The sequence below is a fragment of the Streptomyces sp. NPDC043726 genome (assembly GCF_056436565.1).
Genome location: NZ_JBWKCI010000001.1, coordinates 141,196 through 164,291 on the forward strand (window position 1 = coordinate 141,196; position 23,096 = coordinate 164,291).

Genomic DNA, 23,096 nt, shown 5'->3' on the forward strand with positions numbered 1-23,096 from the left:
CGGTACGTCGGGTTCGGCAGCCCCTGCTGGGTCGAGATTCACCCGAGTGGACGCGGACGCGGTCCGGGGGTCGCGCGCCAGGAGGACGAGGGCGACATCGCGGGCAGGCGGGCGCGGGCTCAGCCCTGCTCCATCTCCTCGTTCAGCTGGTTGAGCAGCCGGGCCAGTTCCGAGACCTCACGGGGGTCCCAGCCGGAGAGCCGGCGGGCGTACCGGGCCCGCCGGGCCTCCCGTACCTTGCTCACCCGCCCGCGGCCCTCCTCGGTGAGGTGGACCAGCCAGGCCCGGCCGTCGGCGGGGTCGGGCTCGCGGGCGACCAGGCCCAGGTCCTCCAGGGCGCGCAGCTGGCGGGACATGGTGGCCTTGCCGACGCCGATGTAGGCGGCCAGCTCGGTCGCGCGCTGCCGCCCGCACTCGTCCAGGCGGATCAGCAGCCCGTACGCCGCCGACTCCAGGTCCGGATGGACCTCCCGGGCCATCTCCCCCTGGCTGGCCCGGGCCCGGCGCAGCAGCACGGTCAACTCCCGCTCCAGGGACAGGAACTCGGGCTGCTCCACACCACGCCCGGGCACTCCCGCGGGCACCCCGGATCCGACTCGACGTCCGTCGCCGTTCCCGTCTTCGCGCACGTCAGCCCCTGCCTCGGTTTCCCAGCTCTGAAAGTTTCCGTCAAATGGCGCCATCGCCCCAGCTCCGTCAGTATTTCTCAGGCGTAGACCAACGGCAGCCTCCAGGCCCTCTTCCACCCGCCGACCCCCGTCCGCAGCGTCCTCAACAGGCACTGCCTGGCATGCCCATGGCAGCATCTTCGGACGGTGGACCAACAGCGGGCCAACGACGACCCGGCCGGCCTCCGTCCTCACGCACCGTCCTTGTCGCACCGTGCGTCTCAGCGCATCACCGAGCCTTCGGAGGCACGTCATGCCCGTGCACAGACCCGGCCCGCTCCGTCTTCTCCTCGTCGGAGCACTGCTCACCGCGCTCTCGCCGGTACTCGCCACCCCCTCCCCGGCCGCCGAATCCCCGGACCGGGGCTCCGCCTACATGGGTATGGGCGTCGCGGCCCACGACGGCGTCCACGGTCTGCCCCATGACACCCGCGCTTCCCAGTCGGAGGGCGTCGACGTCTCCTCCCACCAGGGCGACGTGGCCTGGTCCACCCTTTGGAGCAGCGGCGTGAAGTGGGCCTATGCGAAGGCCACGGAGGGCACGTACTACACGAACCCGTACTTCGGCCGGCAGTACAACGGCTCCTACGACGTCGGCATGATCCGCGGCGCCTACCACTTCGCCACCCCGGACACCACGTCCGGCGCGACGCAGGCGAACTACTTCGTCGACCACGGCGGCGGCTGGTCCCGGGACGGCCGGACCCTCCCCGGCGCGCTGGACATCGAGTGGAACCCCTACGGTGCCGCCTGCTACGGCAAGAGCCAGGCCGGCATGGTCGCCTGGATCCGCGACTTCCTGAACCAGTACAAGGCCCGCACGGGCCGCCACGCCGTGATCTACACGGCCACGAGCTGGTGGACCCAGTGCACGGGCAACTACTCCGGCTTCGGGGCCGCCAACCCCCTGTGGATCGCCCGCTACGCGACGACGGTGGGAACACTGCCGGCCGGGTGGAGCAACCACACGATGTGGCAGTACACCTCGACCGGGCCGACGGTCGGTGACCACGACAGGTTCAACGGCGCCCTGGACCGCGTCCAGGCCCTGGCGTACGGCTGAGCGCACGACGAGGGCCCAGGCTCCCTCACGGGACCCGGGCCCTCGCCCTGAACCGGTGGCGTCCGTCACGCCGCCACCGGAACCTCCGGCGTCGCGCCGCTCGTGGCCGGGGACAGGGCCAGGTCGAGGACCTGGCGGACGTCCGTCACGGCGTGGACGTCGAGCTTGTCCAGGACCTCGGCGGGGACGTCGTCGAGGTCGGGCTCGTTGCGCTTGGGGATGATGACGGTCGTGACGCCCGCCCGGTGCGCGGCCAGCAGCTTCTGCTTCACCCCGCCGATCGGCAGCACCCGGCCGGTCAGGGAGACCTCGCCCGTCATGGCGACGTCCGTGCGGACCAGCCGGCCCGACAGCAGCGACGCCAGTGCCGTCGTCATCGTGATGCCCGCGCTCGGCCCGTCCTTCGGCACCGCGCCCGCCGGGAAGTGGATGTGCACGCCCCGGTCCTTCAGGTCGCCGACCGGCAGTTCCAGTTCGGCGCCGTGCGAGCGCAGGAAGGACAGCGCGATCTGCGCCGACTCCTTCATCACGTCACCCAGCTGGCCGGTCAGCGTCAGACCCGCCGCGCCCGTCTCCGGGTCGGCCAGGGACGCCTCCACGAAGAGCACGTCGCCGCCCGCTCCGGTGACCGCGAGACCGGTCGCCACGCCCGGCACCGCCGTACGGCGCTCCGCCGGGTCCTGGGCCGACTCGGGCACGTGGTGGGGGCGCCCGATCAGACCGCGCAGATCGCCGTCCGTCACGGTGAAGGGCAGCTCCCGCTCACCGAGTTCGTGCTGGGCCGCGACCTTGCGGAGCAGCCGCGCGATGGAGCGCTCCAGGGTGCGCACACCCGCCTCGCGGGTGTACTCGCCGGCGAGCTTGCGCAGCGCGCTCTCGTCGATGACGACCTCGTCGGTGTTCAGGCCCGCCCGCTCCAGCTGGCGCGGCAGCAGGTGGTCCCGGGCGATGACGACCTTCTCGTCCTCGGTGTAGCCGTCCAGGCGGACCAGCTCCATACGGTCGAGCAGAGCCTCGGGGATGGCCTCCAGGACGTTCGCCGTCGCGAGGAAGACGACGTCCGACAGGTCCAGCTCCACCTCCAGGTAGTGGTCCCGGAAGGTGTGGTTCTGCGCCGGGTCCAGGACCTCCAGCAGGGCCGCCGCCGGGTCGCCCCGGAAGTCGGAGCCCACCTTGTCGATCTCGTCGAGCAGGACCACCGGGTTCATCGACCCGGCCTCCTTGACGGCCCGCACGATCCGCCCGGGCAGCGCGCCGACGTACGTACGCCGGTGGCCGCGGATCTCCGCCTCGTCGCGGACGCCGCCGAGGGCGACCCGGACGAACTTCCGGCCCATCGCGTGGGCCACGCTCTCGCCGAGCGACGTCTTGCCGACGCCGGGGGGTCCCACGAGGGCCAGCACCGCGCCGCCGCGCCGCCCGCCGACGACGCCCAGGCCCCGGTCGCTACGGCGCTTGCGCACCGCCAGGTACTCGGTGATCCGCTCCTTCACGTCCTCGAGACCGGCGTGCTCGGCGTCCAGCACGCCCTTGGCGCCCTGGATGTCGTAGGCGTCCTCGGTCCGCTCGTTCCACGGCAGTTCCAGAACGGTGTCCAGCCAGGTGCGGATCCACGAGCCCTCGGGCGACTGGTCGCTGGACCGCTCCAGCTTGTCGACCTCCTTCAGGGCCGCCTCGCGGACCTTCTCGGGCAGGTCGGCGGCCTCGACGCGGGCCCGGTAGTCGTCGGACTCCTCCCCCTCCGCCTCGCCGTTCAGCTCGCGCAGCTCCTTGCGCACGGCCTCCAGCTGGCGGCGGAGCAGGAACTCGCGCTGCTGCTTGTCGACGCCCTCCTGGACGTCCTTGGCGATGGTCTCGGCGACGTCCTGCTCGGCGAGGTGGTCGCGCAGCTGCTGGGTGGCGAGCTTCAGCCGGGCCACCGGGTCGGCGGTCTCCAGCAGCTCCACCTTCTGCTCGGTGGTGAGGAAGGGCGAGTAACCGGAGTTGTCGGCGAGCGCGGACACGTCGTCGATGGCCTGCACCCGGTCCACGACCTGCCAGGCGCCGCGCTTGCGCAGCCAGGCGGTGGCGAGCGCCTTGTACTCCTTCACCAGTTCGGTGACCTGTCCCGGCAGCGGGTCCGGGGCGCTGTCGTCGATCCGCAGGCCCTCGACCCACAGGGCGGCGCCGGGGCCGGTCGTCCCGGCACCGATCCGCACGCGGCCACGGCCGCGGATCAGCGCGCCCGGGTCACCGTCGGCGAGCCGGCCGACCTGTTCGACGGTGCCGAGCACACCGGTGCTCGCGTAGGTGCCGTCGATCCGCGGCACCAGCAGCACCCTGGGCTTTCCCGGCTGGGACCGGGCGGCGGCCTGGGCGGCCTCCACCGCGGCGCGTACATCGGCGTCGTTCAAGTCCAGCGGGACCACCATTCCGGGCAGCACGACCTCGTCGTCGAGCGGCAGCACAGGCAGGGTGAGCGAGGTAGACGTCGAAGCCATGATCTCCCCTTCGGCAGTCAAGTTGAGTTATGCCGACTCAATGCACGGGAGTCCTTGAATGTTCCCCGACCGTCGTTCGCTCTGAGCGATCAGCCGCAGGCCCTCCGGTGACCTGGAGGTTTCTTCGGTCAACCAGGTGCCGGGGCCACCCCATTCCCCGACGGCTTCCCAATCCCCGACGGCCTCCCATTCCCCGCTGGCCGCACCGCTCACAGAAACGCACCGCACACTGCGAGCTCGCTCACAGCCTGTGCGACGATCTGCCGGGCTGCACGGGGACTTGGGGAAGCGGATGACCGAGCAACAGCGGCGGGGGCCGGCCCGGCGCGCGCTGATCGCGGGCGGGGTGGTGGCCGCGGCGGGGGCGGCGCTGCCGTGGGCCCTGAGCCGGGGAAGCGACGGCACGGCCCCCGCCGCACCCCGCACCGCGGTTCCGGTGGCGAGCCGCCGCCCCCGCTCGGACGACCGGCCCAACGTCCTCCTGGTGCTCACCGACGACCAGCCGAAGGAGACGGAGTGGGCGCTCCGCCGTACCGTCGACTGGCTCGGCGGCACCGGCGTCACCTTCGATCGGGCGTACGCCAACACCCCGCTGTGCGCGCCCTCGCGGGCCTCGGTCATGTCGGGCCGCCATGCCCGGCACCACGGCCTCCTGGACACCCGCCACCCCTACCACCTGGACCAGCGCACGACGGTCCAGCGCCGGCTGCGCGAGGCGGGCTACCGCACCGGTCTGTTCGGCAAGTACCTCAACTTCTGGCGCACCGACGACGACCCACCCCACTTCGACGAGTGGCTGCTCCAGGAGCCGGTGCGCTACTTCAACGGCCACTACAACGACAACGGCACCGTCCGGATCATCCCCGGCTACAACACCACCGTCATCAAGGACCGCGCCCTGGCCTTCATCGAGGCCTCCCGCGCGGACGACCGCCCCTGGTTCGCCTACGTCGCCACGCGCGCGGCGCACGAGGCGAACACCCCGGAGTCGAAGTACACCCACGCACGCGTGCCCGCGTGGGAAGGCCGCCCCTCGGTCTTCGAGACGGACAAGCGGGACAAGCCCCCCTTCCTCCAGGCGGCGGACCACACCTTCCGCGAGGGCAGCGCCCTGCGCGCCCGCCAGTTGCGCACCCTGCTGTCCGTGGACGACGCGATGCACGACTTCCGCGAGAAGCTGCGCGCGCTCGGCCAGTTGGAGAACACGCTGGTGCTGTTCACCAGCGACCACGGCCTGTGCTGGGGCGACCACGGCTGGCTGCGCAAGTCGGTGCCGTACCGCCCGAGCCTGGAGGTGCCGTTCCTCCTGTCCTGGCCCGCCGGGGGTCTGGGCTCGGCTCGCGCGGACGACCGTCTGACGGGGCTGATCGACATCGCGCCCACCTTCCTGGACGCGGCGGGCCTCCCACCCGACCCGGAGCACGACGGCCACTCGCTGCTGAACCGCGACAACGACCGCCGCCACCTCCTCGCCGAGTGGTGGTGGAACCAGCAGGACCAAAGGCCGATCCACAGCTGGACGTCGTACATCGGCAGGGCGGAGCAGTACACGGAGTACCACCGCACCCGCCTCGACCGCGCCGGACGTCCGACGCTGGGTGACGGGAAGGTGCTGTTCCGGGAGTACTACGACCTGCGCGCGGACCCCTGCCAGCTCACCAACCTCCTCCACGCGGCGAGCGCGGAGGAGGAACGGCGGCTGGGCATCCCGGAGTTCAGGGCATAGGGACGGAGAGCCCGTGGCCGTGGGGGAACACCGGGTCCTCGGTGTCGTTGGGCACGTCCGGCCGGGACGCCGCCACGGCCGCCATGGAGCGCGGCAGTTCGAAGGGCAGCCGCCCCTCGGGCCGGGCCCGGCCGAAGGCCACGTCGAGCAGGGCGGCGTCCGAGGCCCCGAAGTCGGAGACCAGGGCGGCGGCCCGCTCGGCGATCTCGGGCAGGACGGCGGGCCGCTCCAGGTTGACGCAGACCAGGGTCGGTACCGACTCCAGCAGGCGCAGGATCTCCTTCAACTCGGCGTCGGGGAAGGCCAGTGACCCCGAGTGGAAGAAGGACTCGAACAGGCCGGGCCGCGGTTCGTGGGGCGTCCGCAGGCGCAGTACGGCGAGATCCGCGTCCGCCGGATCGGCGACGACCTCGCCGTAGGCCCGCGCGGTGGCGGCGTCCACGCCCTGGACGTACAGCCGGGGCCGTCCGGTGACCGGCAGGAGCCCGTCGTTGGTCAGCACCGTCAGCGACCGGCGCTGGGCGGCCTCCCCGAGCGCCGTGAAGTCGGCGGCGCCCACGATCTCCTCGGCGCGGTCGGCATCGACGTACGGATTCTCGAAGAGCCCGAGGACGAACTTCTCGCGCAGCACCCGCCGTACGGACTGGTCGATGCGCTCCTCGGGAACGACACCTCCGCGCACCAGCTCCACGATCACCTCGGGGCACTCCTCGCCGCCGAACTGGTCGGAGCCGGCGTGCAGGGCCTTGGCCGTGCGCTCGGCCACCGTCAGGTGCTCCACGCCCCAGGCCCGCGCCTCGGCGGGCTCCCCCATGATCTCGGCGTCGGTGAGCAGGCCCCAGTCGGTGCAGATGATCCCCTCGAAGCCGAGCCGTTCCCGCAGCAGCCCGGTCAGGACGTCCCGGTTGAAGCCGAAGCCGACCTCCTCCCAGTCGGTGCCGACGGGCTGGCCGTAGTAGGGCATCATCTGCGAGCAGCCGGCCTCGACGGCGGCCACGAACGGCCGCAGGTGGTGCTCGCGCAGACCGCCGGGGTACACCTGCTCCTTGCCGTGCGGGAAGTGCGGGTCCTCACCGTCCTTCTGCGGCCCGCCGCCGGGGAAGTGCTTGACCATGGCGGCGACCGACTCCGGGCCGAGCGCCGGGCCCTGGAGTCCTCGTACGTACGCCCGCACCAGCTCGCCCGCCGTCTCGGCGCTCGATCCGAAGGTGCCCGACTGCCGGGACCAGCGCGGCTCGGTCGCCAGGTCGATCTGGGGATGCAGCGCGACCCGGAAGCCGACGGCCAGGTACTCGCGCCGCACGGTGTCCGCGAACCGCTCCACCAGTGCCGGGTCCCCGATGGCCGCGAGCCCCAGCGGCTCGGGCCAGGCGGAGAAGTCGCCGGAGTTGAAGGAGGCGCCCGGGTTGTCGGTGAAGGCGTGCCGGGGGTCGGTGGAGAGCGTGACCGGGATGCCGAGCCGGGTGCTCGCCGCGACTTCCTGCATGCGGTTGGCCCAGGTCGCCATGGCGCGGGCGCTGCCCTGCCCGATCAGGTTGAAGTGGCTCAGATGGCGCCCGGCGACCAGCTCCGTCGTGCCGGACCGCAGGAACGGCCCTTCCTCGGCGAGGGTGCCGTCGGGGTTCATCGCCACCATGGTGTGGAAGAGCTGTCCGGCCTTCTCCTCCAGCGTCATCCGGGCGAGAAGATCCTCGACACGCTCGTCGACGGGCACCTGCGGGTCGCGGTACGGGGGTGTGGTCACCGGGGCATTCCTCACTTGACGGTACGGATGAACTGGACGGCGAGCGCGCCCAGTACGGCGGCGACGGCACCGAACAGGAACAGCGCGCCGTAGTTGTCGCCGCCGCCGATCGCGAGGAGCGCCGGGGCGGCGATGGGGACGAGGGACTGCGGCAGGGCGTTGCCGATGTTCAGCACGCCCATGTCCTTGGCGGACTCCTCGGGGTTGGGGAGCACGGCCGCGGCGAGCGCCATGTCGACGGAGAGGTAGAGCCCCTCGCCGAAGCCGAAGACGGCCAGGGCGACGACGTACATCCCGAAGGACTGCGCACCGGCGATCATTGCCAGGCTGACGGCCATGACCAGCGAGGAGCCGAGGACGTACGGCTTGCGCCGCCCGGAGCGGTCGGAGAGCTGCCCGCCCAGCACGGAGCCGAGCACGGTGGCCGCCACCATGGCGATGGTCCCGGTGAACACCTTGCCGGTGACGTCGTCGTCGCTGTATCCGAGGCGGTCCATCAGGAAGTAGACCTGGTAGCTGGTGACGCAGGAGGCGCCGGTGAAGACCAGGAAGCGGCCGGCGAAGTTCCAGGCGAAGTCGGGGTGCTTGCGCGGGTCGACCCAGAAGCTGCGCAGGAACTCCCTGAGGCTGTACGGCGCGAAGGCCCCGGCCCGCGCGGGCCGGTCCGTCATCACCGCGGCCAGCAGTCCCACCGCGACCAGGCCGATGGCGCCGGGTACGAGGAAGGCGAGGGCCATGGAGCCGCTGAACACCTGGGCCAGCGCCGAGCCGGCGATGATCGCGAGCGGGATGGTCATGCCGACCAGGCCGGAGACCCTGGCCATCTGGGCCTGCGGGATCAGGTCGGGGATGCAGGAGGTCAGCGCGGCGAGGGCTGCGTTGATGCCGAGCTGGGCGAGGGCCCAGCCGAGCAGCAGGGTGGGCACGTTCGAGCCGAGGGCGACCACGCCGAGCCCGGCGAGCCCGGTGATCATGCCGCCCGTGAGCCAGGGGCGACGGCGGCCGAAGCGGCTGGTGGTGCGGTCGGACAGGGCCCCGAAGACGGGGTTGCCGAGCATCGCGAGCAGTGCGCCGACGGACAGCACCTGTCCGAGGGCGGCTCCGCGCTCGCCCTCCGGCACGATCTGGCTGACCCGCAGGGCGAGGGTCACCATGACCGGGGTCAGTACGGCCAGATAGGCGCCGAACTGGGCGAAGGCGAGGGTCATGACCAGCTTGGCGGGGGCGGCCTGCTGGGTGGGCTCGGGCGAGGGAGCGGTTCTCGCGCCGAGCGGGGCGTCGTGGCTCACGGCCATGCGGCACTCCAGGGGGACGGGGAGCGGCCTCCTCGCCGCACCTGGCAGCAAAGGGAACCAGCGAAACCGAGTAGGTACTAGGTTTTCTCCGCGTGGCCAGAATCATGCTGCGCACGACTTGAAATCACGGCTCACTTACACGTGTAATCATCGATTTCGCCGTTCGGTTAAGGTGACCGCCATGCAGCCCAGGGAACCCCGCAGGACGTACGCCGTCGGTGACGAGCGCCGCTCCCGCATCCTCGACGCCGCCGTCGAGCACTTCGCCCAGTGGGGCTTCCACGCCTCCTCGCTGGCCCGCATCGCCAAGGACGTGGGGATCACCCAGGGCGGGCTGCTCCACCACTTCCGCAGCAAGGAGGACCTGCTGGTCCAGGTCCTGGAGCGGACCGAGGAGCAGGACAAGGAGCGGTTCTTCGCCGAGGAGTTCCCCACGGCGACCGCCTGCTACGCCGGCCTGCTGCGCCTCACCGAGCACAACGCGGCCCGCCCCGGCCGCACCCGGATGTTCAACGTCCTGCTGGCCGAGGCGGGCGACGTGGCGCACCCCGCCCACCCCTACTTCGTCCGCCGCTACGCCGAGTTGGGGGAGGTCATGTCCGCCTCGCTGCGCCGGGCCGTGCAGAGCGGGGAACTGAAACCGGACACGGACGTGGTCGAGGTCTCGCAGGAGACGGCCGCCGTGATGGACGGCCTCCAGCTCCAATGGCAGCTCAACCCGAAGGACTTCGACATGGTGGGCCGCTTCCGCCAGTACGCCGACCGACTGCTGCGCTCGATCAAGACGGACGGAACGGGGCTGTGACCGTTCACCACAGGACGGGGTTCAGGCCGGTCCGCACCCGCTCGTAGACCTCGCGGACGTGTGGCCGGCGGACGGCGGGGAGCCTCGCCAGGGTGGCCAGGAAGACCCGCTTGTCCGGGTGGAAGGGGTACCCCGGGTGCGGCGGCAGCGGGTAGTCGTCACGCAGGACGCCGTCCGGAAGCGTGCCGGAGACCGGCAGCGGCGAGGTCTCCGGGGGCCGGGCCAGATACGCCCAGACCTCCGCGGCCAGCGGGACCGCCGGCACCGGGACGGAGGGCCGCCACGGTTCGCCGGTGCGCGGATCGCGGGGCACGAGGGCGATGTCGGAGGCATCGGTCCGGCCCGGTCCGGCGAGGGCCACGGACCTCGCCCCGGGAGCCGGCGGGAGGATCCTGGCGGCCACCCGGCCGAAGGTCTCGGCGAGGAGTCCGCGTGGAAAGACCACCGGCCCGCCCTCGCAGACCGCCACCAGATGCGCCAGCGCCGCACCCGTCGCCGCCGCCCAGCGCACGTCCCACATGCCGTGCCGGTCGATGGGCGGCAGACCTCTCAGGTCCGCCCGCTCGTCCGGCGGCGGCGCTGCCTCACCCCCGGGAACGCGTCGTACGGCGTCCGGTTCCAGCCATACCGCGTGCCAGATCCCGCAGTCGTCCGTCCGCGTCGCCACCGCGCGGCCGCACCGCTCACACGCCAGATTGGGCCCGTCCTCACCGCTCAGCCCCAGGCAGGAACCCTCGCACCGCTCGGGAATCAGCCCCGTGCCGCGGGAGTCGCCGGGCGCGACCGCGATCCGCCCGGACGCCCCGACGGACAGGGCGGGGACCGGCGCGTACACGCCATGGGCCGCCGCCGCCTCCGCGCCGACGTCGTCGTACGTCCGCCAAGGAGCGCCGGAGGGCAGGGGATCGACGGCGTACGTCCCCGGCGCCATCAGCGGCGGGAACAGGCCGTGCCCGTACGACGCGTGGGCGTGCGCGGGAAGCGCGACCCGCCGGACCGGCGCCGTCAGCGGCGCCTCGCACCCGGCGCACACGAACACGTCCACGAACTCCCCCTCGCCCCAAGGGGATCCTCCCAGCCGCCGGGTCCGCGCACCCAACGGTTTTCCGGCGCCGGACCTGCCAAAATGAACGGATGCCCACTGCGTACGACATCCCCGAAGTCCTGGACCGTCGCGAGGGACCGCACGGCGAGGTAGTGCTGCGCCGGCACGGCGAGCTGCTCCAGATCATCGCCAACGGCTGTTTCCTGATGGACACCTCGGACGGCCGCTCGGAGCGACGGCTCGTCGACGCGGCGTGGGACGCGCTCGACGGCCGCCCGCTGCCAACGGTGCTGATCGGAGGCCTGGGCGTCGGCTTCTCGCTCGCACACGCCGCCGCCGACGACCACTGGGGCCGCATCACCGTCGTGGAACGCGAATCCGCGGTCATCGACTGGCACCGCACGGGACCCCTGCGCGACCTCACCGAACAGGCCCTCGCGGACCCCCGCACCGAGATTGTCGAGAGTGACCTGATCGAGTACGTCAATGAGACTTCCGCCACGTTCGACGCGCTCTGCCTGGACATCGACAACGGCCCCGACTGGACCGTCACAGAGGGCAACCACAGCCTGTACTCGGCGCCCGGACTGGCAAGCTGCGCAAGGGTGTTGAGCCCCGGCGGGGTACTCGCGGTATGGTCCGCGCGGCCCTCTCCGGAATTCGAAGAAACCTTGCGGAATGCCGGGTTCAAACAGGTGCGTACCGAAGAGATCCCCGTTGCCCGGGGCGTTCCCGACGTCGTGCACCTCGCCGTCGGACCTGGATAGCCGAGCTGCGGTGACTCCCCGTACGCTGCTTCCCTGGCGCGGATCATTCAAGCGTCAATCGCAAGCATGCGCAGGCATGTGCCAGTAAACGGATCACCCCACGGATTCCGGAAAGCAACTTCAGGGGCGGGCGATGGAGCAGACACACACCTCCCACAACGGCACGGCGGCGACCCCGGGCGCACAGCGCCGGGTCCTCGTGGTCGAGGACGACCCGACCATCGTGGACGCCATCGCGGCCCGCCTGCGCGCCGAGGGATTCCTCGTGCAGACCGCGGGCGACGGGCCCGCGGCGGTGGACACCGCGGAGGCCTGGCAGCCCGACCTGCTGATCCTCGACATCATGCTGCCGGGCTTCGACGGCCTGGAGGTCTGCCGTCGGGTGCAGGCCGCGCGGCCGGTGCCGGTGCTGATGCTGACGGCGCGCGACGACGAGACCGACATGCTGGTCGGCCTCGGCGTGGGCGCCGACGACTACATGACGAAGCCCTTCTCGATGCGGGAGCTGGCGGCCCGCGTGCACGTGCTGCTGCGCCGGGTGGAGCGGGCGGCGATCGCCGCGTCCACCCCGCGCTCGGGCATCCTGCGCCTCGGCGAGCTGGAGATCGACCACGCCCAGCGCCGGGTCCGCGTCCGCAGCGAGGACGTCCACCTCACGCCCACCGAGTTCGACCTCCTGGTGTGCCTGGCGAACACCCCGCGCGCGGTGCTCTCCCGCGAGCAGCTGCTCGCGGAGGTCTGGGACTGGGCGGACGCCTCCGGCACCCGGACCGTCGACAGCCACATCAAGGCGCTGCGCCGGAAGATCGGCGCCGAGCGCATCCGTACGGTGCACGGTGTGGGCTACGCCCTGGAGACCCCGACGCCATGAGCGACGGGCCGGCGCGGAGAGGCCCCGGGGAGCCCTGGGGCGGCGTACGTCCGTTCTCGATCAAGACCAAGCTCGGCGCGCTGGTCGTCATCTCGGTCCTGATCACCACGGGCCTGTCGATGATCGCCGTGCAGACCAAGACCGAACTGCGCTTCATCACGGTCTTCTCGATGATCGCCACCCTGCTGATCACCCAGTTCGTGGCGCACTCCCTCACCGCGCCGCTGGACGAGATGAACACGGTCGCCCGCTCGATCTCGCACGGCGACTACTCGCGCCGGGTGCGCGAGAACCGCAGGGACGAGCTGGGCGACCTGGCCGAGACGATCAATGTCATGGCCGATGAGCTGGAGGCGCAGGACCAGCAGCGAAAAGAGCTGGTCGCGAACGTCTCGCACGAGCTGCGCACCCCCATCGCGGGCCTCCGCGCGGTGCTGGAGAACATCGTCGACGGGGTCACCGAGGCCGATCCGGAGACGATGCGCACCGCGCTGAAGCAGACCGAGCGCCTGGGCCGGCTGGTCGACACCCTGATGGACCTGTCCCGCCTGGACAACGGCGTCGTCCCGCTCAGGAAGCGCCGCTTCGAGGTGTGGCCGTACCTCTCCGGCGTGCTGAAGGAGGCCAACATGGTCGCCTCCACGCGCGCGGGCATCGCCTCCGGCTCGGGCGGCCACACGCGTACGGACGTCCATCTGCACCTCGACGTCTCGCCGCCGGAGCTCACCGCGAACGCGGACCCCGAGCGCATCCACCAGGTCGTGGCCAACCTGATCGACAACGCGGTCAAGCACAGCCCGCCGCACGGCCGGGTCACGGTCAAGGCCCGCCGGGGCTCCCTGCCCGAGTCGCTGGAGCTGGAGGTGCTGGACGAGGGTCCCGGTATCCCCCGGTCGGAGTGGCACCGGGTGTTCGAGCGGTTCAACCGCGGTGCCGTGTCCGCGCCGCACGGCCCGGGCAGCGACGGCGGCACGGGTCTGGGGCTCGCCATCGCCCGCTGGGCGGTGGATCTGCACGGCGGCCGGATCGGAGTGGCCGAATCCCAGCGGGGTTGCCGGATTCTTGTCACTCTTCCGGGAGAGCCTTCCGCGTCGAGTTGACGTATGGTTCGAACCGGAGCCACAAGATCCACGGACGTCCGCGCAGCCGGACACGTGTGATCAGGCCGGGACCAGACAGAGGCCCGCGCTGTCAGCGCGTTCGGCCGGCGGTGAGCCATACCTCAGAGAGCGGAACCTCGCTTGTTTCCCGCCATTTCCCGGCACGAAACACGCTCTTTGATGTGACTTACGCGACGATGACCTTGCTCAGCCTGACCTTCCCGGCCATGGAGGCGTAGCCTTTATTCCCGCTGTCCATCACCTTGTGAAGCGGAAGAGGGCGGTTGCCGCCGTGTCGCCACAGTCCCCCAGTAACGCATCGAGCATCTCGACCGACGCAGACCAAGCGGGTAAGAATCCCGCGGCCGCGTTCGGTCCGAACGAGTGGCTCGTCGACGAGATCTATCAGCAGTACCTCCAGGACCCGAATTCGGTAGACCGCGCCTGGTGGGACTTCTTCGCCGACTACAAGCCGGGAGCGCCCGCCGCCTCGGCTCCGGCGGCGCCCGCCGCCGCTCCGGCCACGCCGGCGGCTCCGGCCGCCCCCGCGGCTCCGGCGCCCGCCGCGCCCGCCCCGGCTCCCGCGGCGCAGGCCGCGGCCCCCGCCCCGGCCAAGCCGGCGCAGCCCGCACAGGCGCCCGCTCAGCCGGCGGCCAAGGCCGCTCCCGCCGCCAAGCCGGCCGCGAAGGCCGCTCCGGCCGCACCCGCGGCCGCGGCCCCCGAGGGCCCCGAGCTGGTCACGCTGCGCGGCCCGGCCGCCGCGGTCGCGAAGAACATGAACGCCTCGCTGGAGCTGCCGACCGCCACCTCGGTCCGCGCGGTCCCGGTGAAGCTGCTGTTCGACAACCGCATCGTCATCAACAACCACCTGAAGCGCGCCCGGGGCGGGAAGATCTCCTTCACGCACCTGATCGGCTACGCGATGGTGCAGGCCATCAAGGCCATGCCGGCGATGAACTACGCGTTCGGCGAAAAGGACGGCAAGCCGACGCTGATCAAGCCGGCGCACGTCAACCTCGGCCTCGCCATCGACCTGGTCAAGCCCAACGGCGACCGCCAGCTGGTCGTCGCGGCGATCAAGAAGGCCGAGACGCTGAACTTCTTCGAGTTCTGGCAGGCCTACGAGGACATCGTCCGCCGCGCCCGCGACGGCAAGCTGACGATGGACGACTTCACCGGCGTCACGGTCTCCCTGACCAACCCCGGCGGCCTCGGCACCGTCCACTCGGTCCCGCGTCTGATGCCCGGCCAGTCCGTGATCATGGGCGTGGGCTCCATGGACTACCCGGCGGAGTTCCAGGGCACCTCCCAGGACACCCTGAACAAGCTCGGCATCTCGAAGGTCATGACGCTCACGTCGACCTACGACCACCGGGTCATCCAGGGCGCCGCCTCCGGCGAGTTCCTGCGCCAGGTCGCGAACCTGCTGCTGGGCGAGAACGGCTTCTACGACGACATCTTCGAGGCCCTGCGGATCCCGTACGAGCCGGTCCGCTGGCTGAAGGACATCGACGCGTCGCACGACGACGACGTCACCAAGGCCGCCCGCGTCTTCGAGCTGATCCACTCCTACCGGGTCCGCGGCCACGTCATGGCCGACACCGACCCGCTGGAGTACCGCCAGCGCAAGCACCCCGACCTGGACATCACCGAGCACGGCCTCACCCTGTGGGACCTGGAGCGCGAGTTCGCCGTCGGCGGCTTCTCCGGCAAGTCCCTGATGAAGCTGCGCGACATCCTCGGTGTCCTGCGCGACTCGTACTGCCGCACCACCGGCATCGAGTTCATGCACATCCAGGACCCGAAGCAGCGCAAGTGGATCCAGGACCGCGTGGAGCGCGGCCACACCAAGCCGGAGCGCGAGGAGCAGCTGCGCATCCTGCGCCGGCTGAACGCGGCCGAGGCCTTCGAGACCTTCCTGCAGACGAAGTACGTCGGCCAGAAGCGCTTCTCCCTGGAGGGCGGCGAGTCCGTCATCCCGCTGCTGGACGCGGTCATCGACTCCGCGGCCGAGTCCCGCCTGGACGAGGTCGTCATCGGCATGGCCCACCGCGGCCGGCTGAACGTGCTGGCGAACATCGTCGGCAAGTCGTACGCCCAGATCTTCCGCGAGTTCGAGGGCAACCTCGACCCGAAGTCGATGCACGGCTCCGGTGACGTGAAGTACCACCTGGGCGCCGAGGGCACCTTCACCGGCCTCGACGGCGAGCAGATCGCGGTCTCCCTGGTCGCGAACCCCTCGCACCTGGAGGCGGTGGACCCGGTCCTGGAGGGCGTCGCGCGCGCCAAGCAGGACGTGATCAACAAGGGCGGCACGGACTTCACGGTCCTGCCGGTGGCGATCCACGGCGACGCGGCCTTCGCGGGCCAGGGCGTGGTGGCCGAGACCCTGAACATGTCGCAGCTGCGCGGCTACCGCACCGGCGGCACGGTCCACATCGTGATCAACAACCAGGTCGGCTTCACCGCCGCGCCGGAGTCCTCCCGCTCGTCGATGTACGCGACGGACGTGGCGAGGATGATCGAGGCCCCGATCTTCCACGTGAACGGCGACGACCCGGAGGCCGTGGTCCGGGTGGCCCGGCTGGCCTTCGAGTTCCGCCAGGCGTTCAACAAGGACGTGGTGATCGACCTCATCTGCTACCGCCGCCGCGGTCACAACGAGTCGGACAACCCGGCCTTCACTCAGCCGCTGATGTACGACCTGATCGACAAGAAGCGCTCGGTGCGCAAGCTCTACACCGAGTCCCTCATCGGTCGCGGCGACATCACCCTGGAAGAGGCCGAGCAGGCGCTGCAGGACTACCAGGGCCAGCTGGAGAAGGTCTTCACGGAGGTCCGTGAGGCCACCTCGCAGCCGGCCACGGCCGAGCCGTCGGACCCGCAGGCCGAGTTCCCGGTCGCGGTGAACACCGCGGTCACCGCCGAGGTCGTCAAGCGGATCGCCGAGTCCCAGGTCAACATCCCGGACACGATCACCGTCCACCCGCGTCTGCTGCCGCAGCTGCAGCGCCGGGCGGCGATGGTCGAGGACGGCACGATCGACTGGGGCATGGGCGAGACCCTGGCCGTCGGTTCGCTGCTCCTGGAGGGCGTGCCGGTCCGTCTGGCGGGCCAGGACTCCCAGCGCGGCACCTTCGGCCAGCGGCACGCGGTGATCATCGACCGTGAGACGGGCGACGAGTTCACTCCGCTGATGTACCTCTCCGAGGAGCAGGCGCGGCTGAACGTCTACAACTCCCTACTCTCCGAGTACGCGGCGATGGGCTTCGAGTACGGCTACTCGCTGGCCCGCCCCGAGTCCCTCGTGATGTGGGAGGCGCAGTTCGGTGACTTCGTCAACGGCGCCCAGACGGTCGTGGACGAGTTCATCTCCTCGGCGGAGCAGAAGTGGGGCCAGACGTCCGGCGTCACCCTGCTCCTCCCGCACGGCTACGAGGGCCAGGGCCCGGACCACTCGTCCGCGCGCCCGGAGCGGTTCCTCCAGCTCTGCGCCCAGAACAACATGACGGTCGCGATGCCGACGTCGCCGTCGAACTACTTCCACCTCCTGCGCTGGCAGGTGCACAACCCGCACCACAAGCCGCTGGTCGTCTTCACCCCGAAGTCGATGCTGCGTCTCAAGGCCGCGGCGTCGAAGGCGGAGGAGTTCACCACGGGCCAGTTCCGCCCGGTCATCGGCGACGCGTCGGTGGACCCGGCGGCGGTCAAGAAGGTCGTCTTCTGCGCGGGCAAGGTCTACTACGACCTCGAGGCCGAGCGTCAGAAGCGCGGCGTGACGGACACCGCGATCATCCGCATCGAGCGCCTGTACCCGCTGCCGGGTGCCGAGCTCCAGGCGGAGATCGCCAAGTACCCGAACGCCGAGAAGTACCTGTGGGCCCAGGAGGAGCCGGCGAACCAGGGCGCGTGGCCGTTCATCGCCCTGAACCTCATCGACCACCTGGACCTGGCGGTCGGCGCGGACGTCCCGCACGGCGAGCGCCTGCGCCGCATCTCCCGCCCGCACGGCTCGTCCCCGGCGGTCGGCTCGGCCAAGCGCCACCAGGCCGAGCAGGAGCAGCTGGTGCGCGAGGTGTTCGAGGCGTAAGCCTCTGAACGAACCTGTGCGACAGGGCCCGTTCCCCGAACCGGGGTGCGGGCCCTTCGTCATATCAGTGGCGATCCCGGGGAATTGCAGTAAACGGCCAAGTGGTGTGCCCAGGCCGCGACCGGGTCGGGTGGGTCGGCTGCGGCACGGGCACGCAGCTGCCGCACGCGGTCAAGGAGTTCGTTCACGGTAAGACAGTGCTTCAGGACGCTCTCCGCGCCCGTGAAGAAGTCGGCGCAGTCCGTGTCGGACGCGGCCCGGCGGTCCCAGAGGATGAGCGGGTATCCGGATTCACGGGCGGAGTTCAGCGCCTCATGCCCGGCGTGTCGGCATGCCACCGGAACCTCGCCGGTGGACGAGAAGACCGGTCGTCGCCCGCGCGACCACAGGCCGCGCCGGTGGAAGCCGGCGTCCAGCCGGACCGGGCTGAAAGGCTTCCGCGCCGCTTTGTGCTGGTGCCACCAGTCTTCCGTCCCGTGGCCCCTCGAAGTCGGCCCGCTACCGACGTAGACGTGGTGGCGCGCACCCAGGGGCGCCGCCGTCTCTCCCCCCAAACGCCAGGTCTCGACCGGCAGTTCCCACAGCAGCGCGGGCGGCAGCCAGAACTCGACATACCTGGCGGTGCCGCCATTCACTTCCGGTAGGACTTCCGCCAAGTGCGCACGCAGACTGCTCTCCGCATGTTCCCAGGTCAGCTGATGCGGCGAACCCTCGACTTCCCAATTGCGGTATGTCCCCACTCGCCAGGTGAAGGTAGCGTTCGGCCCATGGAGAGGCCGGGCTTCGAGCTCGACACAGGTGTACGGGATGTCGGCGGCAGCCAGCGTCTCCACGAGCACTCGCCGCTGTGTCTCGTCCAGGTTCTCCGCAGTCCGTGTGATCCAGATGCGCAGCGCCTCCATGGCCTTCGGCCGTGGCAGCTCGCGGGTGTCGTGCCGCGCTGACGCCACGTGGGCCCACACCCGTGCGGCGTATCGCAGGGCCGCCTCTCGCCCCCGGCCCACCCCGTCACGCCAGTTCAGCGCAGGGATGCCAGAAGCGGGACGGGGGTCGAGCAGATCCTGGGGGTCGAGCAGATCCTCCATCGCGGACAAATTCGCCGGCGGGGGCAACTCGGCGAGCAGGGAAAAGAGTTCGACGCGCTCGGCCGACGAGAGTTCGGCCGGGTCCGACGGCCCGGCGGCCGAGGACTCCTGCACACCGACCCAGGTCATGTTCAGGCCACGCTTGCGGAATCGGTCCGCGTGGTGCCGATCGTGCGTCCGTACCAGCTCCTGCCACAGCGCGGCCCTGCTGTCCCTCGCGAACACGTCCTGTCGCGCCCAGGAGTTGGCCGGCGGGGCGCCGAGTGCCCACAGCGAGCCGATGCGTACGGCCCGGCCCTCACTCGTGACGACGGCGACGACGGCTCCGCTCACCGGGTCGAGGACCGGGCCGCCCTCCATGGTTACGTTCTCGGGTCCGCCCTGGAGCACACGTTCGTCGCTCGGGGCGCCCCGGTCTCCGCTGATCGCATACGGAAGGAACTGGCCCGCACCGGATACCGGGTACGGGGGATCCGGGAAGGCACCGACCGCGTGCATCGTCACCTGGATGTATGAGACGTGCGGCTGGTCGGTGAGCCACAGGCAGTCCGGCTCCCGCGCACTGGGAACGTGCAGAAGGGCCAAGTCGTCGAAGATGACCGGCCGTTCGACGTGGTAGAGGCGCCCGTCCAGCGTGGTGACGGTCAGACTCGGCTTCCGCGGGGATGTGCGAGGAGCGGGCGGCACGAGACGTGTCGTCGTGACGACCCAGCCGGGGGCCAGGAAGAAGCCGCTCCCCGCGTGGCCGGTGACGGTGGCCTCGACTCGTACCAGCGCCCGCCGGATCAGTTCGTCCTTGTCCGAGTAGTCCATCCGGACGACGTCGGTGACCTGCGACCACGCGGCCTCCCGAGAGGTGATCACGAAGTGTCCGCCGGAGTGGAACAGGTCACGGATGCCCTGGACATCGTCGCAACCGTCCAGGACGACCAGCGGGCGCAACCCCGCTCCGTTCAGTTCGCCGAGCAGTTCCCCCGCCCGGCCGCTCTCCGGCTGGAACTCGGACGCGAACTCGGCCAGGCCGGCCGTGACATCGCCTCGTACCCACCACACCAGGTCGTACCTACCGGCGGAGAGGTGGACGTATTCGGCCGCGAGCTGCGACTTCCCGGTGGCGGGAGCTCCGATCACAGCGCAGGCGGCAGGGTGTCCGGCCGGCAGCCGCTGCCTGAGCTCAGCCACGGCTTCCTGACGGAAGACATACCCCGGCGTCCGCTCGGGCACCTCACCGCGGACCGTCGCCGCGGGTCCGGGGTAGGGGGGCGCAGGGGTGTCCGCGGGCGGCGCGTACGCGCTCTGCTCAAGGCCCAGCCGCCGCAGCAGCAACCAGCGGGCCACGCCCGCGCCCTGGCGGCCCAGAACGAGATCGATCTCCATCTCAGGGTCGTACGAGGGCGTGGCCCGTTCCGGATGCACGTCGATCGGGACCACCTCGGCACGACGCGAGAACTGCACTGCCGTCGCCTCCGCGGAGCCCTCGTCGTATGGGTCGTACCACCCGCTGACGAGGAGCAGGACGGAATGGTCGCCGCGACGGCCCGCCGACCGCCCCATGACCGCCGCCAGCCCTTCCGGGTCCCGAGTGTTCCACTCCCTCAGGTTCACCTCGCAGCCGCAGGCGCCGAGCACGTAGGCCAGCCAGGAAGCCCATGACTCCTCGGACATCGTGAACACGACGTCGAACGTCCTTCGGTCCGGTGTGGGTGCCGGCTCCGTCGACCGGGTCCCGAACCGCCCCAGCACCAGTGCCGAAACCTCGGCGAAGGCTTGGGGCAGCTGCCCAGGCTCCGTACCCGGTGGCTCGGCCTCGATGCTCCGTGCTTCCAGCAGCGCAGGGAAGGTGCGCGCCCGTCGGCCGAACTGCCGCTCCACGTACTCCCCGGCGAGCTTCAGCAGAAGCATGGCGTCCCCTCGGTGCAGCAGACGCAGCAGCTCCTCATGGACGCCTGGCACGAAGGCGTACCCGTCGTCGCCGGCACGCCGCAGCAGACCGCTCAGAAGCACCTCGGAGAGCACGGTCGGCCCGCTGCGTGGCAGCATCACCCGCTGCACGAGCTGCATCACGGGGAGCGTGAGCGGTACGGCCGAGAGGTACACGGCCAGTGACACGGCCTGCCGGGAGGCGGTCCGCCGGAAGACGTCGACGAGGGCCGGTGCGTCGGATGCCTCCGGTGCCGGACGCGGTGCGGCCGCTGATTCGTCGGCCCGCACCCAGGCTGCCGCTCCCGGCAACGAGAGTCCCGTGTTCCCGGCCAGCAGGCGAGCCCAGGTGCCCAGTGCCGTCCGGGTGGGAGACAGCACGGGCACGGGCACAGCACCGTCCAGGCGCGCCCCGTGCGCCGCCTCGAAGCCCAGTCGCGCTCCCAGCCCTTCCCGCCGCCGAAGCACACCGGGCAGCGCGGGAAGGTACGTCCGGTGCCACATCCGCTGTGCCAACGGCTGTACGACGGCGACCGGCGCCGCCTGCCCCCAGTGGTGCAGCAGCCGCTGCATCCGACCGGAACTCCACGAAGGCCCGGCGCAGTCGCTGAGCACCAGCGTCAGCTGCCGTCCCGTCGGGTCGCGCAGCTGGTCCGCCGCCCGCACCGGCCCCGCACCGCCGAGGGACCGTGACATCGCGGTGACCAGTCGGTCCTCGAAGCCGTCCGCCACGTCGTGGACGTACTGCAGGGCCACCTCACGGAACGCACCGATGCCCGCGCAGATCTGGCGGAGCTCGACGAAGGTGGCGTCCCAGACGCTCGTCGACGTCGACACGTCCATGAGCAGCCGCAGTCTCGCCTCCCGTCGGGCGTCGGGGAGCAGCACGGGCAACAACAGGCCGGTTTCGGCGGCCTGTTCCGCGGTCGCCTGCTCGTCCAGGCGGTGGGTGCGAGTGCGGACTGGCGGTCGGTAGTGCTGCAGGGGCCGGAGAGCGCGCTGGAGCTGAAGAGAGTTCGGCAGCGTGGTGGCGGTGGGGACGCGGACCCGGACGAGGTCGTCCGCCGGGCCGGCCGGGCGAGGTCGCCTCCGAGGTTCGGAGCGGTCGGCGTAGAGCCGTGCGGCGTCCGCGGGCTCCCCCACGGGGGTGTGGGGTTCATCGGGCCGCGCCGCGGGCGGTACCGAGGCGGGCGGCGTGCTCTGGTGCGGTGCGGGCGACGGCTCGTCCGGATCCGTTTCGGCCTGCCCCAGGTGATCCGCCAGCCACAGTGCCTCTGCGAGCTCCCGCGCTGTCGGCTCCACGCCCAGACAGGCCCGCAGTCGCGCCGCCAGGACACCCACCGGGCCACCGCCGGGATCTCCAGGCGGTCCGGGTTCCACGCGTCCCTCGGACATCAGCGGGGCCCGTGCCCGCCCTGGTCGAGCGGCCGCATCAGCAGCTCGGCCAGCCGCTGCCGGTCGGGCTCGCTGTCGCGCACGGCCTCCTGAGTGAGGTAGACAGCGTTCAGGAGCTGGTCGGCAGCGCGCAGGGATCCGGGGCTGGACTGGAGGAAAGCGCGGATCAGGGAGTCCTTGGCGGGCATGTCGGCATCGCCGAAGTGCGCTCGGACCATGCTCGCCAGCCGGGCGTTGCCCCACTCGTCGTCGCGGGGCGAGGGCAGGTCGAGGTGGATGCAGCGGCGGAGCAGGGGGGCGGGAAAGTCGCGCTCTCCGTTGCTGGTCATCACCACGATCGGAAAGGCCCGGCAGCGTACGCGGCCCTCCCTGACGAGAGCACGCCGACCGTCGTCGGTGAGGACCTCGACCTCGGCCCGGCGCCGGGAGATGCGCTGAAGCTCGGTGATCGCGAACTCACCTTCCTCCAAGGCGTTGAGGAGGTCGTTGGGCAGGTCGATATCGCTCTTGTCGAGTTCGTCCACGAGCAGGACCCGCGGCCGTGTGTGGGGCAGCAGGGCGGTGCCGAGCGGACCGAGGCGCAGATAGTCGCCGATGTCCTCGGCGTACTCCACGCCTTGCCCGCCGGCCGTGCGGGCCATCTGCATGTCCTGGAGACGGGCGATGGCGTCGTACGTGTAGAGGCCGTCGCGCAGGGTCGTACGGCTGACGATGGGCCAGTGCAGGACCCGGCCGAGGCCGAGTTCGTGAGCCAGGGCGTGGGCGAGGGTGGACTTGCCCGAACCGGGGTCTCCGGTGACCAGCAGGGGGCGACGCAGGTAGAGGGCGGCGTTGATCAGCTCCAGCTCCTGAGGACGCCAGGCGACTCCACCCAGCCCGCGGGTGCCCAGCCGCCGGGCCGACTCGGTGCCGAGCGAGGGCGGACCGTCGATCGCGGGCTCCCCGTCGAAATCCCGCCAGGGAGGGGGTGGGGAGAGCCTGTCGATACCGTCGTGCGGTTCGCCGACGCCCCGGTAGACGAACCAGTCAGGGATGGTCACGG

Annotated in this window: 14 protein-coding genes; 7 read left to right on the plus strand and 7 right to left on the minus strand. The window is 71.2% G+C overall.

The features are described from left to right. Nucleotides 1-119: 119 nt before the first annotated feature. Nucleotides 120-629 carry a MarR family winged helix-turn-helix transcriptional regulator gene (locus AC068Z_RS00660; protein WP_478550965.1) on the minus strand — a complete coding sequence of 170 codons (510 nt, stop codon included), beginning with the start codon at nt 627-629 and terminating at the stop codon, nt 120-122. Between the two features lie 292 nt (nt 630-921). On the opposite strand from AC068Z_RS00660, the gene AC068Z_RS00665 reads away from it, so the two are divergent. Next, the gene (locus tag AC068Z_RS00665) at nt 922-1,731 is read left to right on the plus strand and encodes a lysozyme (protein ID WP_478550967.1); all 810 of its coding nucleotides are present in this window, start codon (nt 922-924) and stop codon (nt 1,729-1,731) included. 65 nt (nt 1,732-1,796) lie between these two features. Here the strand turns inward: AC068Z_RS00665 and lon are convergent, their stop codons facing one another. Then, nucleotides 1,797-4,211 (minus strand): endopeptidase La, encoded by a 2,415-nt coding sequence (gene lon / locus AC068Z_RS00670; RefSeq protein WP_478550968.1) that lies wholly within the window; start codon nt 4,209-4,211, stop codon nt 1,797-1,799. Between the two features lie 292 nt (nt 4,212-4,503). Here lon and AC068Z_RS00675 point away from each other — a divergent pair, with 292 nt between their 5' ends. After that, on the plus strand, nt 4,504-5,937 hold the full coding sequence (locus tag AC068Z_RS00675; RefSeq protein ID WP_478550970.1) for a sulfatase family protein: 1,434 nt from the start codon (nt 4,504-4,506) through the stop codon (nt 5,935-5,937). On the opposite strand, the gene AC068Z_RS00680 is transcribed toward AC068Z_RS00675, so the two are convergent. Together AC068Z_RS00680 and AC068Z_RS00685 are read right to left on the minus strand one after the other, a co-directional pair. Beyond that, a complete protein-coding gene (locus tag AC068Z_RS00680; protein ID WP_478550972.1) occupies nt 5,927-7,681 on the minus strand; it encodes a glycoside hydrolase family 3 protein in 1,755 nt (584 codons plus the stop codon). The two genes, AC068Z_RS00675 and AC068Z_RS00680, sit on opposite strands and share 11 nt — an antisense overlap. Nucleotides 7,682-7,692: 11 nt before the next feature. Next, nucleotides 7,693-8,976, minus strand: a complete 1,284-nt coding sequence (locus tag AC068Z_RS00685; protein WP_478550974.1) for an MFS transporter — start codon at nt 8,974-8,976, stop codon at nt 7,693-7,695. Nucleotides 8,977-9,157: 181 nt separating this feature from the next. On the opposite strand from AC068Z_RS00685, the gene AC068Z_RS00690 reads away from it, so the two are divergent. Further along, the gene (locus AC068Z_RS00690) at nt 9,158-9,781 is read left to right on the plus strand and encodes a TetR/AcrR family transcriptional regulator (protein ID WP_478550976.1); all 624 of its coding nucleotides are present in this window, start codon (nt 9,158-9,160) and stop codon (nt 9,779-9,781) included. A gap of 4 nt (nt 9,782-9,785) precedes the next feature. Here AC068Z_RS00690 and AC068Z_RS00695 read toward each other — a convergent pair whose 3' ends face one another. Further along, nucleotides 9,786-10,826, minus strand: coding sequence for a hypothetical protein (locus AC068Z_RS00695; RefSeq protein WP_478550977.1), 1,041 nt, complete (start codon nt 10,824-10,826; stop codon nt 9,786-9,788). A gap of 89 nt (nt 10,827-10,915) precedes the next feature. Here AC068Z_RS00695 and AC068Z_RS00700 point away from each other — a divergent pair, with 89 nt between their 5' ends. The 4 genes from AC068Z_RS00700 (at nt 10,916) to AC068Z_RS00715 (ending at nt 17,654) form a co-directional block, all read left to right on the plus strand. Further along, on the plus strand, nt 10,916-11,593 hold the full coding sequence (locus AC068Z_RS00700) for a spermine/spermidine synthase domain-containing protein (protein ID WP_478550979.1): 678 nt from the start codon (nt 10,916-10,918) through the stop codon (nt 11,591-11,593). A 133-nt stretch (nt 11,594-11,726) separates the two neighbouring features. Then, nucleotides 11,727-12,464, plus strand: coding sequence for a response regulator transcription factor (locus AC068Z_RS00705; RefSeq protein ID WP_451719922.1), 738 nt, complete (start codon nt 11,727-11,729; stop codon nt 12,462-12,464). Beyond that, complete coding sequence (locus AC068Z_RS00710) at nt 12,461-13,564, plus strand: HAMP domain-containing sensor histidine kinase (protein ID WP_478550982.1); 1,104 nt, start codon at nt 12,461-12,463, stop codon at nt 13,562-13,564. Before AC068Z_RS00705 ends, AC068Z_RS00710 begins: the two co-directional genes overlap by 4 nt. Nucleotides 13,565-13,856: 292 nt before the next feature. Further along, nucleotides 13,857-17,654, plus strand: a complete 3,798-nt coding sequence (locus AC068Z_RS00715) for a multifunctional oxoglutarate decarboxylase/oxoglutarate dehydrogenase thiamine pyrophosphate-binding subunit/dihydrolipoyllysine-residue succinyltransferase subunit (protein WP_478550983.1) — start codon at nt 13,857-13,859, stop codon at nt 17,652-17,654. 59 nt (nt 17,655-17,713) lie between these two features. Here the strand turns inward: AC068Z_RS00715 and AC068Z_RS00720 are convergent, their stop codons facing one another. Continuing rightward, entirely contained in the window at nt 17,714-22,000 is a 4,287-nt protein-coding gene (locus tag AC068Z_RS00720; protein WP_478550984.1) for an SAV_2336 N-terminal domain-related protein, read from the minus strand. Between the two features lie 53 nt (nt 22,001-22,053). Further along, complete coding sequence (locus AC068Z_RS00725; protein WP_478552240.1) at nt 22,054-23,088, minus strand: AAA family ATPase; 1,035 nt, start codon at nt 23,086-23,088, stop codon at nt 22,054-22,056. Nucleotides 23,089-23,096: the final 8 nt, after the last annotated feature.